The organism is Cupriavidus sp. TMH.W2 (assembly GCF_050847365.1).
Lineage (GTDB): Bacteria > Pseudomonadota > Gammaproteobacteria > Burkholderiales > Burkholderiaceae > Cupriavidus.
This window is the reverse complement of sequence record NZ_CP193793.1, coordinates 2481426-2494923: the sequence shown is the minus strand read 5'-3', so window position 1 is coordinate 2494923 and position 13498 is coordinate 2481426. Positions and strand designations below refer to the sequence as shown.

At 67.5% G+C, this 13498-nt stretch carries 15 protein-coding genes; 7 read left to right on the top strand and 8 right to left on the bottom strand.

The window, feature by feature from the left end; genetic code table 11:
* The first annotated feature begins 73 nt into the window (after positions 1-73).
* The 3 genes from ACREYQ_RS28720 (at position 74) to ACREYQ_RS28710 (ending at position 1868) form a co-directional block, all read left to right on the top strand.
* A complete protein-coding gene (locus ACREYQ_RS28720) occupies positions 74-1171 on the top strand; it encodes an extracellular catalytic domain type 1 short-chain-length polyhydroxyalkanoate depolymerase (protein WP_432261351.1) in 1098 nt (365 codons plus the stop codon).
* 68 nt (positions 1172-1239) lie between these two features.
* Positions 1240-1485 (top strand): type II toxin-antitoxin system Phd/YefM family antitoxin, encoded by a 246-nt coding sequence (locus ACREYQ_RS28715; protein ID WP_432261350.1) that lies wholly within the window; start codon positions 1240-1242, stop codon positions 1483-1485.
* Positions 1482-1868, top strand: a complete 387-nt coding sequence (locus ACREYQ_RS28710; protein ID WP_432261349.1) for a type II toxin-antitoxin system VapC family toxin — start codon at positions 1482-1484, stop codon at positions 1866-1868. The genes ACREYQ_RS28715 and ACREYQ_RS28710 overlap by 4 nt, the downstream gene beginning before the upstream one ends.
* Before the next feature lie 6 nt (positions 1869-1874).
* On the opposite strand, the gene ACREYQ_RS28705 is transcribed toward ACREYQ_RS28710, so the two are convergent.
* Positions 1875-2189, bottom strand: a complete 315-nt coding sequence (locus tag ACREYQ_RS28705; RefSeq protein WP_432261348.1) for a 2Fe-2S iron-sulfur cluster-binding protein — start codon at positions 2187-2189, stop codon at positions 1875-1877.
* Complete coding sequence (locus tag ACREYQ_RS28700; protein WP_432261347.1) at positions 2182-2799, bottom strand: IMPACT family protein; 618 nt, start codon at positions 2797-2799, stop codon at positions 2182-2184. The genes ACREYQ_RS28705 and ACREYQ_RS28700 overlap by 8 nt, the downstream gene beginning before the upstream one ends.
* A gap of 274 nt (positions 2800-3073) precedes the next feature.
* On the opposite strand from ACREYQ_RS28700, the gene ACREYQ_RS28695 reads away from it, so the two are divergent.
* From ACREYQ_RS28695 to cysK, 4 genes are all read left to right on the top strand, one after another.
* Positions 3074-5059 (top strand): PhoX family protein, encoded by a 1986-nt coding sequence (locus tag ACREYQ_RS28695; protein ID WP_432261346.1) that lies wholly within the window; start codon positions 3074-3076, stop codon positions 5057-5059.
* A 93-nt stretch (positions 5060-5152) separates the two neighbouring features.
* A complete protein-coding gene (locus ACREYQ_RS28690) occupies positions 5153-5713 on the top strand; it encodes a GNAT family N-acetyltransferase (protein WP_432261345.1) in 561 nt (186 codons plus the stop codon).
* Positions 5714-5740: 27 nt separating this feature from the next.
* Positions 5741-6358: a DUF938 domain-containing protein gene (locus ACREYQ_RS28685; RefSeq protein WP_432261344.1), complete on the top strand. Its 618-nt coding sequence runs from the start codon at positions 5741-5743 to the stop codon at positions 6356-6358.
* A 108-nt stretch (positions 6359-6466) separates the two neighbouring features.
* Positions 6467-7384 (top strand): cysteine synthase A, encoded by a 918-nt coding sequence (gene cysK / locus ACREYQ_RS28680; protein ID WP_432261343.1) that lies wholly within the window; start codon positions 6467-6469, stop codon positions 7382-7384.
* Positions 7385-7523: 139 nt separating this feature from the next.
* On the opposite strand, the gene ACREYQ_RS28675 is transcribed toward cysK, so the two are convergent.
* The 6 genes from ACREYQ_RS28675 to ACREYQ_RS28650 form a co-directional block, all read right to left on the bottom strand.
* A complete protein-coding gene (locus ACREYQ_RS28675) occupies positions 7524-8660 on the bottom strand; it encodes a BamA/TamA family outer membrane protein (protein WP_432261342.1) in 1137 nt (378 codons plus the stop codon).
* A gap of 13 nt (positions 8661-8673) precedes the next feature.
* Positions 8674-9768 (bottom strand): hypothetical protein, encoded by a 1095-nt coding sequence (locus ACREYQ_RS28670; RefSeq protein WP_432261341.1) that lies wholly within the window; start codon positions 9766-9768, stop codon positions 8674-8676.
* A 112-nt stretch (positions 9769-9880) separates the two neighbouring features.
* Positions 9881-10414: a GFA family protein gene (locus tag ACREYQ_RS28665; protein ID WP_432261340.1), complete on the bottom strand. Its 534-nt coding sequence runs from the start codon at positions 10412-10414 to the stop codon at positions 9881-9883.
* Between the two features lie 81 nt (positions 10415-10495).
* Positions 10496-11158 carry a DNA oxidative demethylase AlkB gene (alkB, locus tag ACREYQ_RS28660; RefSeq protein ID WP_432261339.1) on the bottom strand — a complete coding sequence of 221 codons (663 nt, stop codon included), beginning with the start codon at positions 11156-11158 and terminating at the stop codon, positions 10496-10498.
* Positions 11159-11189: 31 nt separating this feature from the next.
* Complete coding sequence (locus ACREYQ_RS28655) at positions 11190-11606, bottom strand: type II toxin-antitoxin system HicB family antitoxin (protein ID WP_432262681.1); 417 nt, start codon at positions 11604-11606, stop codon at positions 11190-11192.
* A gap of 423 nt (positions 11607-12029) precedes the next feature.
* A complete protein-coding gene (locus ACREYQ_RS28650; RefSeq protein ID WP_432261338.1) occupies positions 12030-13469 on the bottom strand; it encodes a flagellar hook-length control protein FliK in 1440 nt (479 codons plus the stop codon).
* Between the last annotated feature and the right edge of the window lie 29 nt (positions 13470-13498).

Here is a 13498-nt window from a genome sequence, read left to right as displayed (position 1 = left end):
CGCGCGTTGCATGCAAGGTGCGCCTGCCGCACGGCATATGATGTAGCGGTTACCCCAGCCGACAGGATGCCGCATGCCCCGCTCACCCGGCGCGAAACTCTGGTCCACGCTGAACCAGGTCGCGGCCCGCAATGCGCGCCAGGTGCAGCGCGCCGTCAACAAGAACCTGACCGGGCCGATGACCGAGGCCATCGTGCGCAACGCGGTGAAGCAATCGGCTGCGGTCACGGCCGCCACGCAGCGCGCGCTGTCGGGCGTGGTATCGCCGGTGCAGGCGCCGCAAAGCCGTGGCAACGGCCGCTGGGAAGAGGGTGCCTGGGGCACCCCGCTGGCGCCGCGCCGCTACCGCATCTTCGTGCCGGCTGGCGTCACCGCGTCGCGGCGCGCCCCGCTGCTGGTGCTGCTGCACGGGTGCGGCCAGGACGCCGCCAGCTTTGCCGCGGTCACGCGCGCGGCCGCGGTGGCGCGGGAATCGGGTTGGGTGGTGTTGTTGCCCGAGCAGGCCTCGCAGGCCAATGCCCAGCGCTGCTGGAACTGGTTCCGGCCCGCCGCGCAGGGTGGCATCGAGGCCGGGCTGCTGATGGCACTGATCGACCAGGCCTGCCGCCGCCATCCGGTTGCCGCGGACCGCATCAGCGTGCTGGGGCTGTCCGCGGGCGGCGCGATGGCGCTGATGCTGGGGCTGCGCTATCCGGGGCGCTTTGCCGCGGTCGGCTCGCACTCTGGCGCGGCGCCCTGGAGCGCCAACAATGCCGCCCAGGCTGCGCGCGCCATGCGCGGGCAGCGCGGACCCGATGCCAAGGCCATGCAGGCGCTGCGGTCCGGGCTGGCCGGGCGCCGCCCGCCGCCGTTACTGCTGCTGCATGGCGATGCCGACCACGTGGTCGACTTCAGCAACGCCACCGCCGCGGCGGGCATGTGGATGCACCTGCAGCCGGAAGATGCGCACCCGCTGTCCGCGGTGCCGGCACGGCGTATCCAGCGCGGCATGCGCCGTGCCATGGATGTGTTCGACTGGACCGAGGGCAAGTCGCCCTACCTGCGCCTGGTGCGGATGGAAGGACTGGGCCACGCGTGGAGCGGCGGGGCCGGCGGGCAGGCGTTTTCGGATCCGGCGGGGCCGGATGGATTGAAGCTGGCGTTGCGGTTTTTTCTGGCGGTTGGAGTTTAGATAAACGGCTATTGCCTTGAGAATGCAGACGGACTAGACTAAGTAAACTTAGTTTAACGGGTGACGCTATGCAAACCGTCAATATCCACGACGCGAAGACACATCTCTCCCGGCTGGTTGACCAGGCAGCCAAGGGGGAGCCATTTGTGATTGCCAAGGCAGGCAAGCCGCTCGTGAAGGTCGTTGCCTTGAATGCGCCGGAAGCTAACCAGGTCAAGCGGCTGGGGTTCATGGCCGGCCAGGGTCAGGTGCCCGATGACTTTGATCGCATGGGCCAGCGTGAGATTGAAGCCATGTTCGGCGGCGAGTCATGAAAGTCTTGCTCGATACCCACCTCTTGCTATGGGCGGCCTTGATCCCTGCGCGCTTGTCGCCCGACGCGCAGGCGATACTAGGTAACGAGGACACAGAGCTTTTTTTCAGCGCGGCCAGTCTATGGGAGGTCGCGATCAAGCAAGGGCTTGGCCGCGCGGATTTTCAGGTCGATGCCCGAGTGTTGCGCAGAGGCTTGCTTGACAACGGCTACAGTGAACTCCCGATCGGCAGCGAACACGCGGTGGCGATTGATTGCCTCCCCCCGATTCACAAGGATCCTTTTGACCGGCTCCTGGTGGCTCAGGCGACCGTCGAAGGCATTACGCTGCTGACGTCAGACCAGCTCGTTGCCCAGTACCCCGGGCCTGTTCGCCTTATCTGATCACGCCTACCCGAGACTTACCGGCTCAAACACGACATCACTGGCCGGACAAGCCACACAAGGCAGGATCAGCCCCTCTTCCTTCTCATCCAGACTCAACCCCGGCCATTCGATCCGGTAGCGGATCGTCCCCGCATGCAACCGGCTGGCGCAGGCGCGGCAGGTGCCGTTGCGGCAGGAGTTGGGCAGCGGCACGCCTTCAAGCAGTGCGGCTTCCAGCAGGCTCAGCCCGGCCGGCGCGGCGAAGCGGGTGTCTCCCGGCAGCACGTGCGCCGTGAATTCGGTGCTGTCGTCCGGCAGGGTCGGAGCGTGCTCAGCCATGCGTCTCATCCTCCGCTTCCGGAAACTGAGCGCGCCCATGGGTCGCATCCCGCAGTGCGTCGCGCGCGGCGTCCAGTTGTGTCGCGGGCATGCGCAGGACCAGCGTGGCCAGCGCGCCGTAGGCGGTGTCGGCCAGGGTGCAGCCCGGTTGCGCCTCATAGTCCAGCCAGCGGCGCACGCGCGGTTCATCGGCATAGTCCACGGCCACCGTCAGGGTGCCGTAGGCGATGCGTTCCACGCGCTCGGCGGTTTTCAGCGCTGCCGCTATGGCGTCGGTGTAAGCGCGCACCAACCCGCCAGCCCCCAGTTTGACGCCACCGTAATAGCGCACCACGGCCGCCAGCACGCCGTCAAGGTCATGGTGGCGCAGCACTTCCAGGATTGGCCGTCCCGCCGTGCCAGAGGGTTCGCCATCGTCGGACATGCCCGAGGCGCCGCCGGCCAGCAGCGCCCAGCAGACGTGGGTGGCGGTCGGGTGTTCGGCCCGCAGCGCCTGCAGCGCCGCCATGGCGGCGTCGCGGTCGGCAACGGGCCGCGCCAGCGCCAGGAAGCGGCTCTTGCGGATCTCGATCTCGGCGTGAACGGGGGCGGCTAGCGTGTAGGTGGGCAAGCGAAGAGGCTGAAAGCTGGGGCAGGGATCCGCGCCTGTCAGGCCGCGGCAAAGCAAACGGGGAGTGTACCGCAGCGGGCCCGGCGGCCCAGGCATCTCCGGGTAAATGTCTTATGTAGTCAACATGCTGTCACAAAAGGGGCCTACGATCCGCTCCGGTTGTGCGCAATGCCGCCCGCCGCCCGCCTGTGCCAACAGGTGCCCGGTCCCGCCTGCGGGAGCGGCGCAAATACGCAGTGAACAACATATCCCTTCCTCTTCCCGGATCGAGACCATGCTTGAACAACCCAAAGTTGGCCGCCGCAAGGCCCTGAAGATCCTGGCCGGCGCGCCGATGCTGCCGCTTGGCCTGACCTCCGTCGGCCTGGTGGCAGGCTGCGGCGGTGGCGAAGACGCTGTCGCCGCGCCCGTTCCGCCGGCCCGGGCCGCCACGTTTACCACCGCCGAATTCGTTGGCATGAGCGCGCCGACGCTGGCCACGCCGGACGCCATGGCGTCCACCACGGTGGGCTCCAGCCTCAAGGTGTCGTTCAGCGACGGCAGCAGCCAGACCTACAAGCTGGCCTTCCAGCCGTTCTTCATCACCGGCGACACCGTGCCGGACGGCAAGGGCGGCGCCATCCTGGCCGGCGGCTACTACGACATCAACAACAAGCCGATCATCGACACCTCCGTGGCCGGCAAGGAACGCCAGTTCTTCTCCGATGCACCGGACGGCAGCTCGCTGCTGACGCTGGCCAACCCGACCGTCCCGGGCGTCAAGGGCAAGACGGTGTTCGCGGTGGTGCAGTTCGAATACACCACGCGCAACCAGGGCAATGCCAGCATGTACGGCCTGCTGCCGTCGCCGATCGCGGTGGTGACGCTGGACCAGGACCCGGCCACCGGCAAGCTGACTCCGGTCAAGTACCACAACGTCGACACCTCGGGCGTCAACGGCCTGTGGATCACCTGCGGCGCCAGCCTGTCGCCGTGGAACACCCATCTGTCGAGCGAAGAGTACGAGACCGACATGATGGACGCCAACGCGGTCAAGCAGCTGCAGGGCTACAGCCAGAACCTGTACGGCGATCCGGCCCGCGCCAACGCCTACAACTACGGCCACCTGCCCGAAGTCACGGTCAACCCGGACGGCACCGGCTCCATCAAGAAGCACTACTGCCTGGGCCGCATCTCGCACGAGCTGGTGCAGGTCATGCCCGACGAGCGCACCGTGCTGATGGGCGACGATGCCACCAACGGCGGCCTGTTCCTGTTTATCGCCGACCGCGCCCGCGACCTGTCCTCCGGCACGCTGTACGTGGCCAAGTGGAACCAGACCTCGGGCGTGGGCCCGGGCAGCGCCACGCTGTCGTGGATCAGGCTGGGCAGCGCCACCAGCGCCGAAATCCGCGCCCTGGTCGACGGCGGCATCAAGCTGGCCAACATCATGGACGTCAAGACCGCCGACCCGGCCGACGCCAGCTACACCCGCATCCTCTACAACGGCAAGCCGAACTGGGTGAAGCTGATGCCGGGCATGGAAAAGGCCGCGGCATTCCTGGAAACCCACCGCTACGCCGCGCTGGTTGGCGGCAGCCTGGGCTTCACCAAGATGGAAGGCACCACCGTCAACATCAAGGACAAAAAGGCCTATTCGGCGATGTCCCGCATCGAGTCGAGCATGCTCAAGGGCAATGCCGCCAACGCCGGCGATATCCAGGTGGAAGGCCCCTACTCCGGCGCGGTCTATGAGCTGAACCTGAAGGGCGGCCAGGCCGACAAGACCGGCACGGCCATCAGCAGCGAATGGGTGCCGGCCGACATGGCCGCCGTGCCCGCGCTGATCAGCGAAGACCTTGGCGGCGGCAAGATGAAGCAGCAGGACGCGCTGGGCAACTTTGCCAACCCCGACAAGATCGCCACGCCGGACAACCTGAAGTTCTCGGAGAAGCTGCGCACGCTGTTTGTGGGCGAGGACAGCAACACCCACGTCAACAACTTCCTGTGGGCCTACAACGTCGACACCAAGGTGCTCAGCCGCGTGCTGTCGTGCCCGGTCGGCGCCGAATCCACGGGCCTGCATGCGGTGGACGAGATCAACGGCTGGACCTATGTGATGAGCAACTTCCAGCACGCCGGTGACTGGGAGACGCCGCTGCACGACAAGGTGAAGGCGCAGCTGGACCCGCTGGTGCGCGCCAGGTACAAGGACCGCTTCGGTGCTGCCGTGGGCTACCTGACGGCCGATCCGACCGGCGTCAAGCTGGCCAAGGCCTGATACGCGCCGCGGTTAGTGCGCGGATGACGGCGGCGGGCTTCGGCCCGCCGTTCTCATTGCGGCGCGATCGTTTAACATGGCAGTTCCGGCATCATGCCGACCTCGCTGCCAGTCATGCCTGATCAGCATCCGAATATCCGCTCCGCGCGCCTCACCCTGCTGCCCTTTCGTGGCGACGACGCGATCGAGGCATTCCCCTGCATCACCCCGACCCTCGCCCGGTTCATGGACTGGGAGCCGGCGCCATCGCTGCGGGCATTCGAAGCGGTCTGGCAAGGATGGCTGGCCAACATGGCTGGCGGCTCGGAGTTCGTCTTCACCATCCGCCGTGCCGATGACAGCCTGTTCCTGGGGCTGGCCGGCCTCCATCATGCCGACACGACTGCGCCGGAACTGGGCATCTGGATCAGAGAGGACTGCCACGGCCATGCCTACGGCAGGGAGGCCGTGACTGCAGTGGCGCACTGGGCGCTGGCTAACCTGGCGCCATCGCATCTGGTCTATCCCGTCGCTGAGCAGAACTGGCCCAGCCGCCGCATTGCCGAATCGCTGGGTGGCGTGGTCGTGGGGCAAGCCACGACGCGCAAGTATGAGCGCCTGATCTATCGCATCCCGGCGGGCGCCGCCGCCCGCGCGCCGAATCTGCTACGCTAGCCGCTTTCCCCCGCTGAGCATGCCATCATGACCGGCTCGACCCACGATCCCGACGCACGCCGCATGGCGCCCGCCACCGAGCGCAACCGCGAGCCTATCCTTGCGGTATTGCGCAACGTCCTGCCCGCGGGCGGCACGGTGCTGGAAATTGCCAGCGGCACCGGCCAGCACGCCGTGCACTTCGCGGCGGCGCTGCCGGGGCTGAGCTGGCAGCCTAGCGATCCGGAAGCCGCCGCGCGCGCGTCGATCGCCGCGTGGACCGCGCATGCGGGCCTGGCCAATGTGCGCGCGCCGCTGGCGCTGGATGTCTGCCGCCAGCCGTGGGGCATTGATGCCGCGGATGCGGTGGTGTGCATCAACATGATCCATATCGCCCCGTGGGCCGCTGCCGAGGCGCTGTTCGAGGGCGCCGGCAAGCTGCTGGGCCTGGGCGGCGTGCTGTTCCTGTACGGTCCCTATCGCCGCGGCGGCGCGCACACCGCGCCCAGCAACGCGGCCTTCGACGCGCAGCTGCGCGCCACCGATGCCGACTGGGGCGTGCGCGACATGGAGGCCGTGATCGCGCTGGGCGAGGCGCAGGGCATGCGTTGCGACGAGCCTGTGCCGATGCCGGCCAACAACTTCAGCCTGGTGTTCCGCAAGTAAGCTGCAAGCAGCCCGGTGGGCGCTTTGCACTAAAATCGCCCGGTCATTCGATCCTGCGGTGCCGCTGCCCTCCCGGCTGGCCGCACCGCGCCCGCCCCGGAGAACACGATGAAGGTCCAGAACATCCTGCAGACGATCGGCAATACCCCGCATATCCGCATCAACCGCCTGTTTGGCAGCGGGCACGAGGTGTGGATCAAGTCCGAGCGCAGCAATCCCGGCGCCTCGATCAAGGACCGCATCGCGCTGTCGATGGTGGAAGACGCCGAGCGCCGCGGCGTGCTCAGGCCGGGTGGCACCCTCATCGAGCCGACCTCGGGCAACACCGGCATCGGCCTGGCCATGGTGGCCGCGGTCAAGGGCTACAAGCTGGTGCTGGTGATGCCGGACAGCATGTCGGTGGAGCGCCGCCGCCTGATGCTGGCCTATGGCGCCACCTTTGACCTGACCCCGCGCGAGAAGGGCATGAAGGGCGCGATCGCGCGCGCCGAGGAACTGGTCGCCGCCACCCCGGGCGCATGGATGCCGCAGCAGTTCGAGAACCCGGCCAATGTCGATGTGCACGTGCGCACCACCGCGCAGGAAATCCTGAACGATTTCCCCGAGGGGCTGGATGTGCTGATCACCGGCGTCGGCACCGGCGGCCACCTGACGGGCTGCGCCAGGGTGCTCAAGGACAAGTGGCCGCAGCTGAAGGTGTTTGGCGTCGAGCCGGTGGCCTCGCCCGTGATCTCCGGCGGCGCGCCGGCGCCGCACCCGATCCAGGGCATCGGCGCGGGCTTTATCCCGAAGAACCTTGATACGTCTTTGCTCGACGGCGTGATCCAGGTCGATGCCGAGCCCGCGCGCGAGATGGCGCGCCGCTGCGCGCGCGAGGAGGGCATCCTGGTCGGCATCTCGTCCGGCGCCACGCTGGCCGCGATCGCGCAGAAGCTGCCCGAGCTGCCCGCCAACGCGCGCGTGCTTGGCTTTAACTACGACACCGGCGAGCGCTACCTGACGGTCGAAGGGTTCCTGCCGGCCTGATCGATCCCTTGCGATAATTGACCGTCATTCCCGCGAAGGCGGGAATCCAGCGTCTGTCACATCCCCTTTGGGGAAGAAGTCACTGGGTTCCCGCCTTCGCGGGAACGACAGTCAGGATTTGATGGGCAACAGGCTCTGGTCAGAACGCTTCATTGATCTGGAAGTAGACCCCGCGTGTCTGCCGCCCGAAGCCGGCATCGAGCCGCACATTGACGCGCGGCTTGAACTCGAAGCGGTAGCCGATGCCCGCATTGGGCAGCCAGTGCGCCGAGGCCAGGTCGCCCGGCTTGGGCGCGATCGCCCCGGTGCCGGCCCAGAACACCATCCCTTGCCGGCCGGCGATATGCAGCCGGTATTCCACCTGTGCCTCGATCACATTGCGATCGCGGTACTGCCCCAGGAAGTAGCCGCGCATGCGCTTGTTGTCGCCCAGCTGCGACAGCATGTTCCACGGCACGTCGCCCCAGCTGAAGCGGCCATAGATGTCGAAGGCCAGCACATCGCGCTCGCGCATCCGGTAGTAGCGGTCGTAGGACCACTCCAGGGTCTCGAAATCGGTATTGCTGCCCAGCCCGCGCCGGTACACCGCGGCATTGGCGATCAGCGCCTGGCCGGAATAGGGGTTGGGCAGGAAGTCGCGCGTGTCGTACGAGAAATGCGCGGTCACGCCCGAGCTGAACACGTGCGGCCCGTTGGGGTCGGTGGCGAGCGCGCTGGCGGCGCCGCGCTGCAGGCTGTTGGCGTCGTCATTCTGCACCGAGATGCCGGCGCCGATGTAGGTGTTGGGACGCACGCGCATCAGCATGCGCGGCTGCAGGAAGAACTCGCGCCGGGTGTAGCCTTCTTTGTTGGCATCGTTGACGGCGCGGTCATAGCCGACTCCCCAATAGGAGGTTGGCATATTGACCACCGCGCCGGTGATCACGAAGCGGTAGCTGTCGTCGGCAAAGAAGGTGGTGTTGTCCACGCCCAGCCCGATGGCGCCGCGGGTGGTGACAAAGCCGTGCAGGTTCAGGGTGGAAATCTGCGTGTCGGATGCCGCATTGGCCGGCTTGTACAGCCCGATCGCCGCCATGCCGATGCCAAGCCCCATCTCCGGGTTGTAGAACGGCCCGGGCAGCACGCCCCAGTCCATGCCGTGGCTCAGGTCCACCTGTTTGGACGCGCCAAGCCTGGTCAGCAGCCGGTCCATCCAGCCCGGCTCGTCCGCGTGCGCCGGGGCGCAGGCGCAGAGCAGGGCGAGGGTGGCGGCAAGGCAGCGGAGGGTGTAGGACATGGTGTTGCCTGCGTCAGAAGCGGAGGAATCCGGTAGCGATCACGTTGTTGCGGTTGTAGCCGTAGCCGACTTCCACCAGCAGCCCCACGTACTTGTTGACGGTCCAGTTCATGCCGACCGAACCGCTCCAGGTGCCCACCACCTTCTCATCGATCTTGTAGTTCAGCCGCTGCGTCTGGTCGGTGCCCGGCACCGGCACGTCGAAATGCCCGGTGATGCTGGCATGGGTCTGGAACCATGTCGCGCCGACGTAAGGCGTCAGCACGCCGAAGCGGCCCAGGCGGAAGTTCCAGCCCACGCGAGGGCCGATATTGAACGACTTGACCGGCGTTTCGGACATGGAGATGTCGGACACGGTGAACGTCACCGGCAGCGAGAAGAAAAGATCGCCATAGCTGCCCACCAGCGTGAAGCCGGCGCCGTACGAGTGCCCGCTGTAGCTGGCATGCTGTGTCGGCAGCCGGACCGCCTTGCCGCAATCCGGGCGCGGCCGGCGCCCGCCGCAACCGATATCGATGCCGAAGAAGCGTTCCAGGTCGGTCAGCGAAGAAAAGCTGATGCCGATATCGCCGCTGCCCCGCACCGTGCCGAGCATTCCATAGATGTTCATGAACGGAAACAGCCACGCGCCCACCTGGACCTGGTTCGAGGTATTGCGAATGCGCGACTGGTCGAAGCGCACAAAGTCCGCACCGCGCAGCGGCGCGCTGCCCGCAGATACGCTCAGTCCGCTGAGCTGATAACGTTGTTGCCCGTCGAAATACGAATAGCCGATGTCGTAGGGATTGGGCAGGTCATAACCCTTGTCGATCACGCGCTGGGCAAAGAACGGCAGCGCGCGGTCCCATTGGCGTGGGGCAGCGCTGGCGGGTTCGCCGCTGTCAGGCTGCGCCGGCGGCCCGACGTAGCCGCGGTAGGGCCCCGTCGAGGTACTGCTGGCCGGCACCACGCTGGTGGTAGCCGTGGCTTCACCGCCGTTGCCGGCCACCCACGCCAGGGCGGCCACCGGCATGCACCACAGCACGGCAGCCAGCAGCGCGGCGATGCCGGCCCAGCGTGCGGATTGGATGCGGCGCTCCCTGGCTGCCCCGTCGGCGCCTTGCGGCATGGCTCTCCCTGGCTTGTTCTTTGTGGTCGTTGCCAGAAGATACTGGTGCGCGCCGCGCGAGGCAATGCGTGCGGCGCGCAAACCGTTGCATCTGCCGCGTCAGGAAGAAAGACTAAGATCTCTCGATGAAAACGTTCATATCGCGAACGCAAGCCGTTCTGCGCGACAACAAGCCGTGCCGCTTGTGCCAGTCCGCCAGCGATTCATCCGGCCACGTGTCGCAGTGCACATGGCCTTTGCCCCTGGGCACATCCACCCACGGTGCGGCAGAATCCAGCGCAGCCTCCACCACCTCCGGCGGGCGCGGCAGCGGCGTGTCGATGGCCGATGCATGCGGATGCACCAGATGGGGCCAGCGCGGGTCCCACAGCCACAGCGCGCTGCCGCACTTCACGCAGAAGTGCCGCTGCGCCGGCGAGCGCCGCGCGCGCTGGCCGGGCTCGCGCAGCACCGCGTGATAGACGCCCAGGTGCTTGCGCCCGCGCACGCGCAGCGTGGCGGCGTCGCCGCCGAGGTTGATCGCATAGCCGCCGCCCCCCGCTGTCTTGCGGCAGATCGAGCAATGGCAGTGCATATAGGGATAGGGTGAATCGGACTCGAGCGAGAAGTGGATCGCGCCGCAATGGCAGGAACCGTCGAGATGCATGATGTGGGCCTTTGCTCGGTGGCGTTCAGGACAGTCCATTGACTGTAGAAAACACCCGGCAAAGTGCCAAGGCGATGCTGGCTACAGCGCCTTGCGGAACGTCAGGTTGATGCGCAGCCGTCCCAGCAACGGATGATCGCCATCGGCCAGTGGCGCCACGCCGTGGAAGGCCAGCCGCGACGGCCCGCCCCACACCACCACGTCCCCATGCGCCAGCCGTATCCGCTGCGGCTTGTCCGCGCGGCGCATGCCACCGAACAGAAACACCGCGGGCAGCCCCAGCGAGACCGAGACGATGGGCGCGCCATAATCCCGCTCGTCGCGGTCCTGGTGCAGCGAGAGCCGGGTGCCGGGCGCATAGCGGTTGATCAGGCAGGCATCCGGCTCGAAACCGGCAAATCCCGCTTGCGCCGCGGCGGTGGCGGCCAGTTGCCGGAAACTCGCCGGCATCTCCGGCCACGGGTTTGCGCTCAGCGGATCGATCGGGTCATAGCGGTAGCCGCGCGCGTCGGAGACCCAGCCGACAGCGCCGCAGTTGGTCATCGCCACTGACATCTTCAGGCCGCCGGGAGTGACCATGTGCCGCCAGGGAGCCATGGCAATGATTGCCTGGACGTCGGCCAGCAGCACTTCGGCATCGGGCCGGGCCGCGCCGCGCAGGACTGCCGCCCCGTCGGCGAGGGGCTCGACGGCGGGAGTGGCAGGGCCGCTCGGTGGCAGGTCGTCGAACAGGTCGAAAGTCATGGAGTGAGAGATTGCGGGCGCCCAGGGGCGGTCAGGCGACCGTCAGTTCCAGCCGCTTCCCCAGCGCCCGGAAGGCGGCCTCGATCGTATCGATTTTGGTCGCATGGTCCAGGTTGACGATACGCTGTACCTCTTGCTTGCGTGTATGCAGCCGGCGCGCCAGTTCGGCCTGCGTCACGCCCTGCGCGATCATCTCGTTGAGCAGCAGCACCTTCGCGGACACGCTGGCCGGCAGTTCAACCAGATGCTGGCCGCGCTTTGCCTTCGACGGCAGCGGCACCGGTCGGCCATCTTCGAAATAGAACTCCATGGCCGTGGCGAGCGCATCGGCGGCCATCTCGCGGGCTTGCTCGATGGTGTCGCCGCTGGTCAGGGCTTCCGGAATATCGGGAAACGACACGACAAAGCCATTGCCATCCGGGACGATGTTGGCGGGGAAACGCAGCACTTTGGGACTCCTGTAACGACAAGGGCACGTCTGGGCGTGAGACTGGAGATTCATGACAGGCCGAGTTGCTTGAGAATCGCCTTGCGCAACCCGGATCTCATGGCTGGGATGCCGTGGCAGCGTGGACTGCCTGCCATTGAGATACACCCTCACATGCTTCGCGCCTTCACTGCAGGTCGCGCCCTGGCCGGCGAGCCATCGCCGGAATTCGCTCTGCTTCACCCGGATTCTCCTGCACCTCAGGGGAGATCAAGGGTAAGCAAAAATGTTTACTGATTCTAGCAGCAATCTGTTAACTCTGGTTGCAGGATTGTGAGGAAATGCACGATTCCCGGAACGGGTGCGCAATGTAGCGTGCCGGTCTTCGACATGAAAAAGGCCGCCTGTCAGGCGGCCTACTTGCACACGCTGCGCAGCGTGTGCTCAGGCAAACGTATCGATTTCACCACGCCCAAGCACTCGCATGGGCCGAGCCGCAGCGATGGCCGCTGGTGCCGGCTCAGCAGATGCGAGGTTACCGGTGCCCAGGCTGAACTGCCCCCGCCCATTTCCCGGCGCCTGCTGTTGCTGTCCGTTCCCATTTCCCGCCTGGCCGGCAAATCCGTCTGCGCCCACCGAAGTCTGTCCAAGCTGGATGCCATTCTCCGACAGCGCGGTGCGCAGGTGCGGCAGCGCTGCCTCCACCGCGGCGCGCACGGCCTGGTGGGGCGAGACGAACTGGGCCTGGGCCTGGTCGTTGACCACGTTGAGCACCACCTTCAGCGGTCCCAGGTCGGGCGGGTTCAGCTGCAGCTCGGCGCTTTGCTGGCCTTGCGTGCCCAGGCGGATCATCTGCTGCCCGAGGGCCTGCGGCCACTGGCTGTCGTACAGCGGCGGGGCGACCACGGGGCGGCTGACGGCAGCGGCCGCGGCGGCGGCTGCCGACGGGGTTGGCTGGCCGGCCAGCGCGGCGGCCAGCGCTTGTGTGTTGTCGGGGCTGGCCGCGGTAGTTTCGCCGGTACGGGCGGCAGCCGGCGCAGCGGCGAACGGCATTGCCGCGGGTTTGGCATCCGGCGCGCCGGTGCTGGCGGCAAGCGGATCGGCGCGGTGCTGGCCAAGGCCGCTGTCAGGGCGGTTGCCCGAACCGGCGGCGTTCTGACCCGAGGTGTCCTGTGGCGGGGCGGCGGGCATGTGGCCCGCGACGGCCTGCGTGGTGCCGGCCTTGCCGTCGGTGCCTGCGGTGGCGCCGGCCTGCATCGTGGCGCGCTGCGAGGCGATGGTGGCCAGCGTGTCGGCTACCGAAGGCTGCGCGGGCCGGGCTTCGGTGGTCGCCACGTGCAGCGTGTCCGGCGGGAGCACGGCAGCAGCCGGGCTGGCTTCAGCCCGGGCATCCGCCGCAGGGGTTTGCGTGGCAGCTGCCAGCGCCGCCTGCAGTGCCGCGGCGCCGCCGCCATCGGTAACGGCGGCAACGGCGGTGCCTGCCGTGCCGGCTGGCGTGGCGGAGGGGCTGGCCGGCGCGGTGGCGGGAAGCATCTGCGCCAGTGCGGCCGCTGCAGCGGCGGCAGCAGCAGCATCTGACGGCGTTGCCGCCGTGGTGTCTTCCTGATCCTTGTCCTTATCCTTCTGGCCGACTGCGGGCTTCCTGCCGGTTGCGGCGGCCTGCTGCGGCTTGCCGGCATCGGCTTGCGCCGCGGCCGGGCGCGATGCGGGCTGGTCGCACGCAGCCGTCTCCTTAGCCGCGGGCGCCGGCGTGGCAGCCTTGTTGTTTTCGCTGGCACGCGACAGCGCGCCGCCGAAGCCGCTCGCGGCCGCTTCGGTGGTGGCGCGCCTGGCGCCTGCTACCGCATTGGCGGCGCTGCTGACAATCTGGCTGATATCGATCATGGGGGTTCGCTACGGGGTCTGGCCTGGCC

What these genes read in the sequence shown, in the direction of transcription:
- ACREYQ_RS28720 (WP_432261351.1), top strand. Translation starts at nt 74, where the DNA reads ATGCCCCGCTCACCCGGCGCGAAACTCTGGTCCACGCTGAACCAGGTC.
- ACREYQ_RS28715 (WP_432261350.1), top strand. Translation starts at nt 1,240, where the DNA reads ATGCAAACCGTCAATATCCACGACGCGAAGACACATCTCTCCCGGCTG.
- ACREYQ_RS28710 (WP_432261349.1), top strand. Translation starts at nt 1,482, where the DNA reads ATGAAAGTCTTGCTCGATACCCACCTCTTGCTATGGGCGGCCTTGATC.
- ACREYQ_RS28705 (WP_432261348.1), bottom strand. Translation starts at nt 2,189, where the DNA reads ATGGCTGAGCACGCTCCGACCCTGCCGGACGACAGCACCGAATTCACG.
- ACREYQ_RS28695 (WP_432261346.1), top strand. Translation starts at nt 3,074, where the DNA reads ATGCTTGAACAACCCAAAGTTGGCCGCCGCAAGGCCCTGAAGATCCTG.
- ACREYQ_RS28690 (WP_432261345.1), top strand. Translation starts at nt 5,153, where the DNA reads ATGCCGACCTCGCTGCCAGTCATGCCTGATCAGCATCCGAATATCCGC.
- ACREYQ_RS28685 (WP_432261344.1), top strand. Translation starts at nt 5,741, where the DNA reads ATGACCGGCTCGACCCACGATCCCGACGCACGCCGCATGGCGCCCGCC.
- cysK (WP_432261343.1), top strand. Translation starts at nt 6,467, where the DNA reads ATGAAGGTCCAGAACATCCTGCAGACGATCGGCAATACCCCGCATATC.
- ACREYQ_RS28675 (WP_432261342.1), bottom strand. Translation starts at nt 8,660, where the DNA reads ATGTCCTACACCCTCCGCTGCCTTGCCGCCACCCTCGCCCTGCTCTGC.
- ACREYQ_RS28670 (WP_432261341.1), bottom strand. Translation starts at nt 9,768, where the DNA reads ATGCCGCAAGGCGCCGACGGGGCAGCCAGGGAGCGCCGCATCCAATCC.
- ACREYQ_RS28665 (WP_432261340.1), bottom strand. Translation starts at nt 10,414, where the DNA reads ATGCATCTCGACGGTTCCTGCCATTGCGGCGCGATCCACTTCTCGCTC.
- alkB (WP_432261339.1), bottom strand. Translation starts at nt 11,158, where the DNA reads ATGACTTTCGACCTGTTCGACGACCTGCCACCGAGCGGCCCTGCCACT.
- ACREYQ_RS28650 (WP_432261338.1), bottom strand. Translation starts at nt 13,469, where the DNA reads ATGATCGATATCAGCCAGATTGTCAGCAGCGCCGCCAATGCGGTAGCA.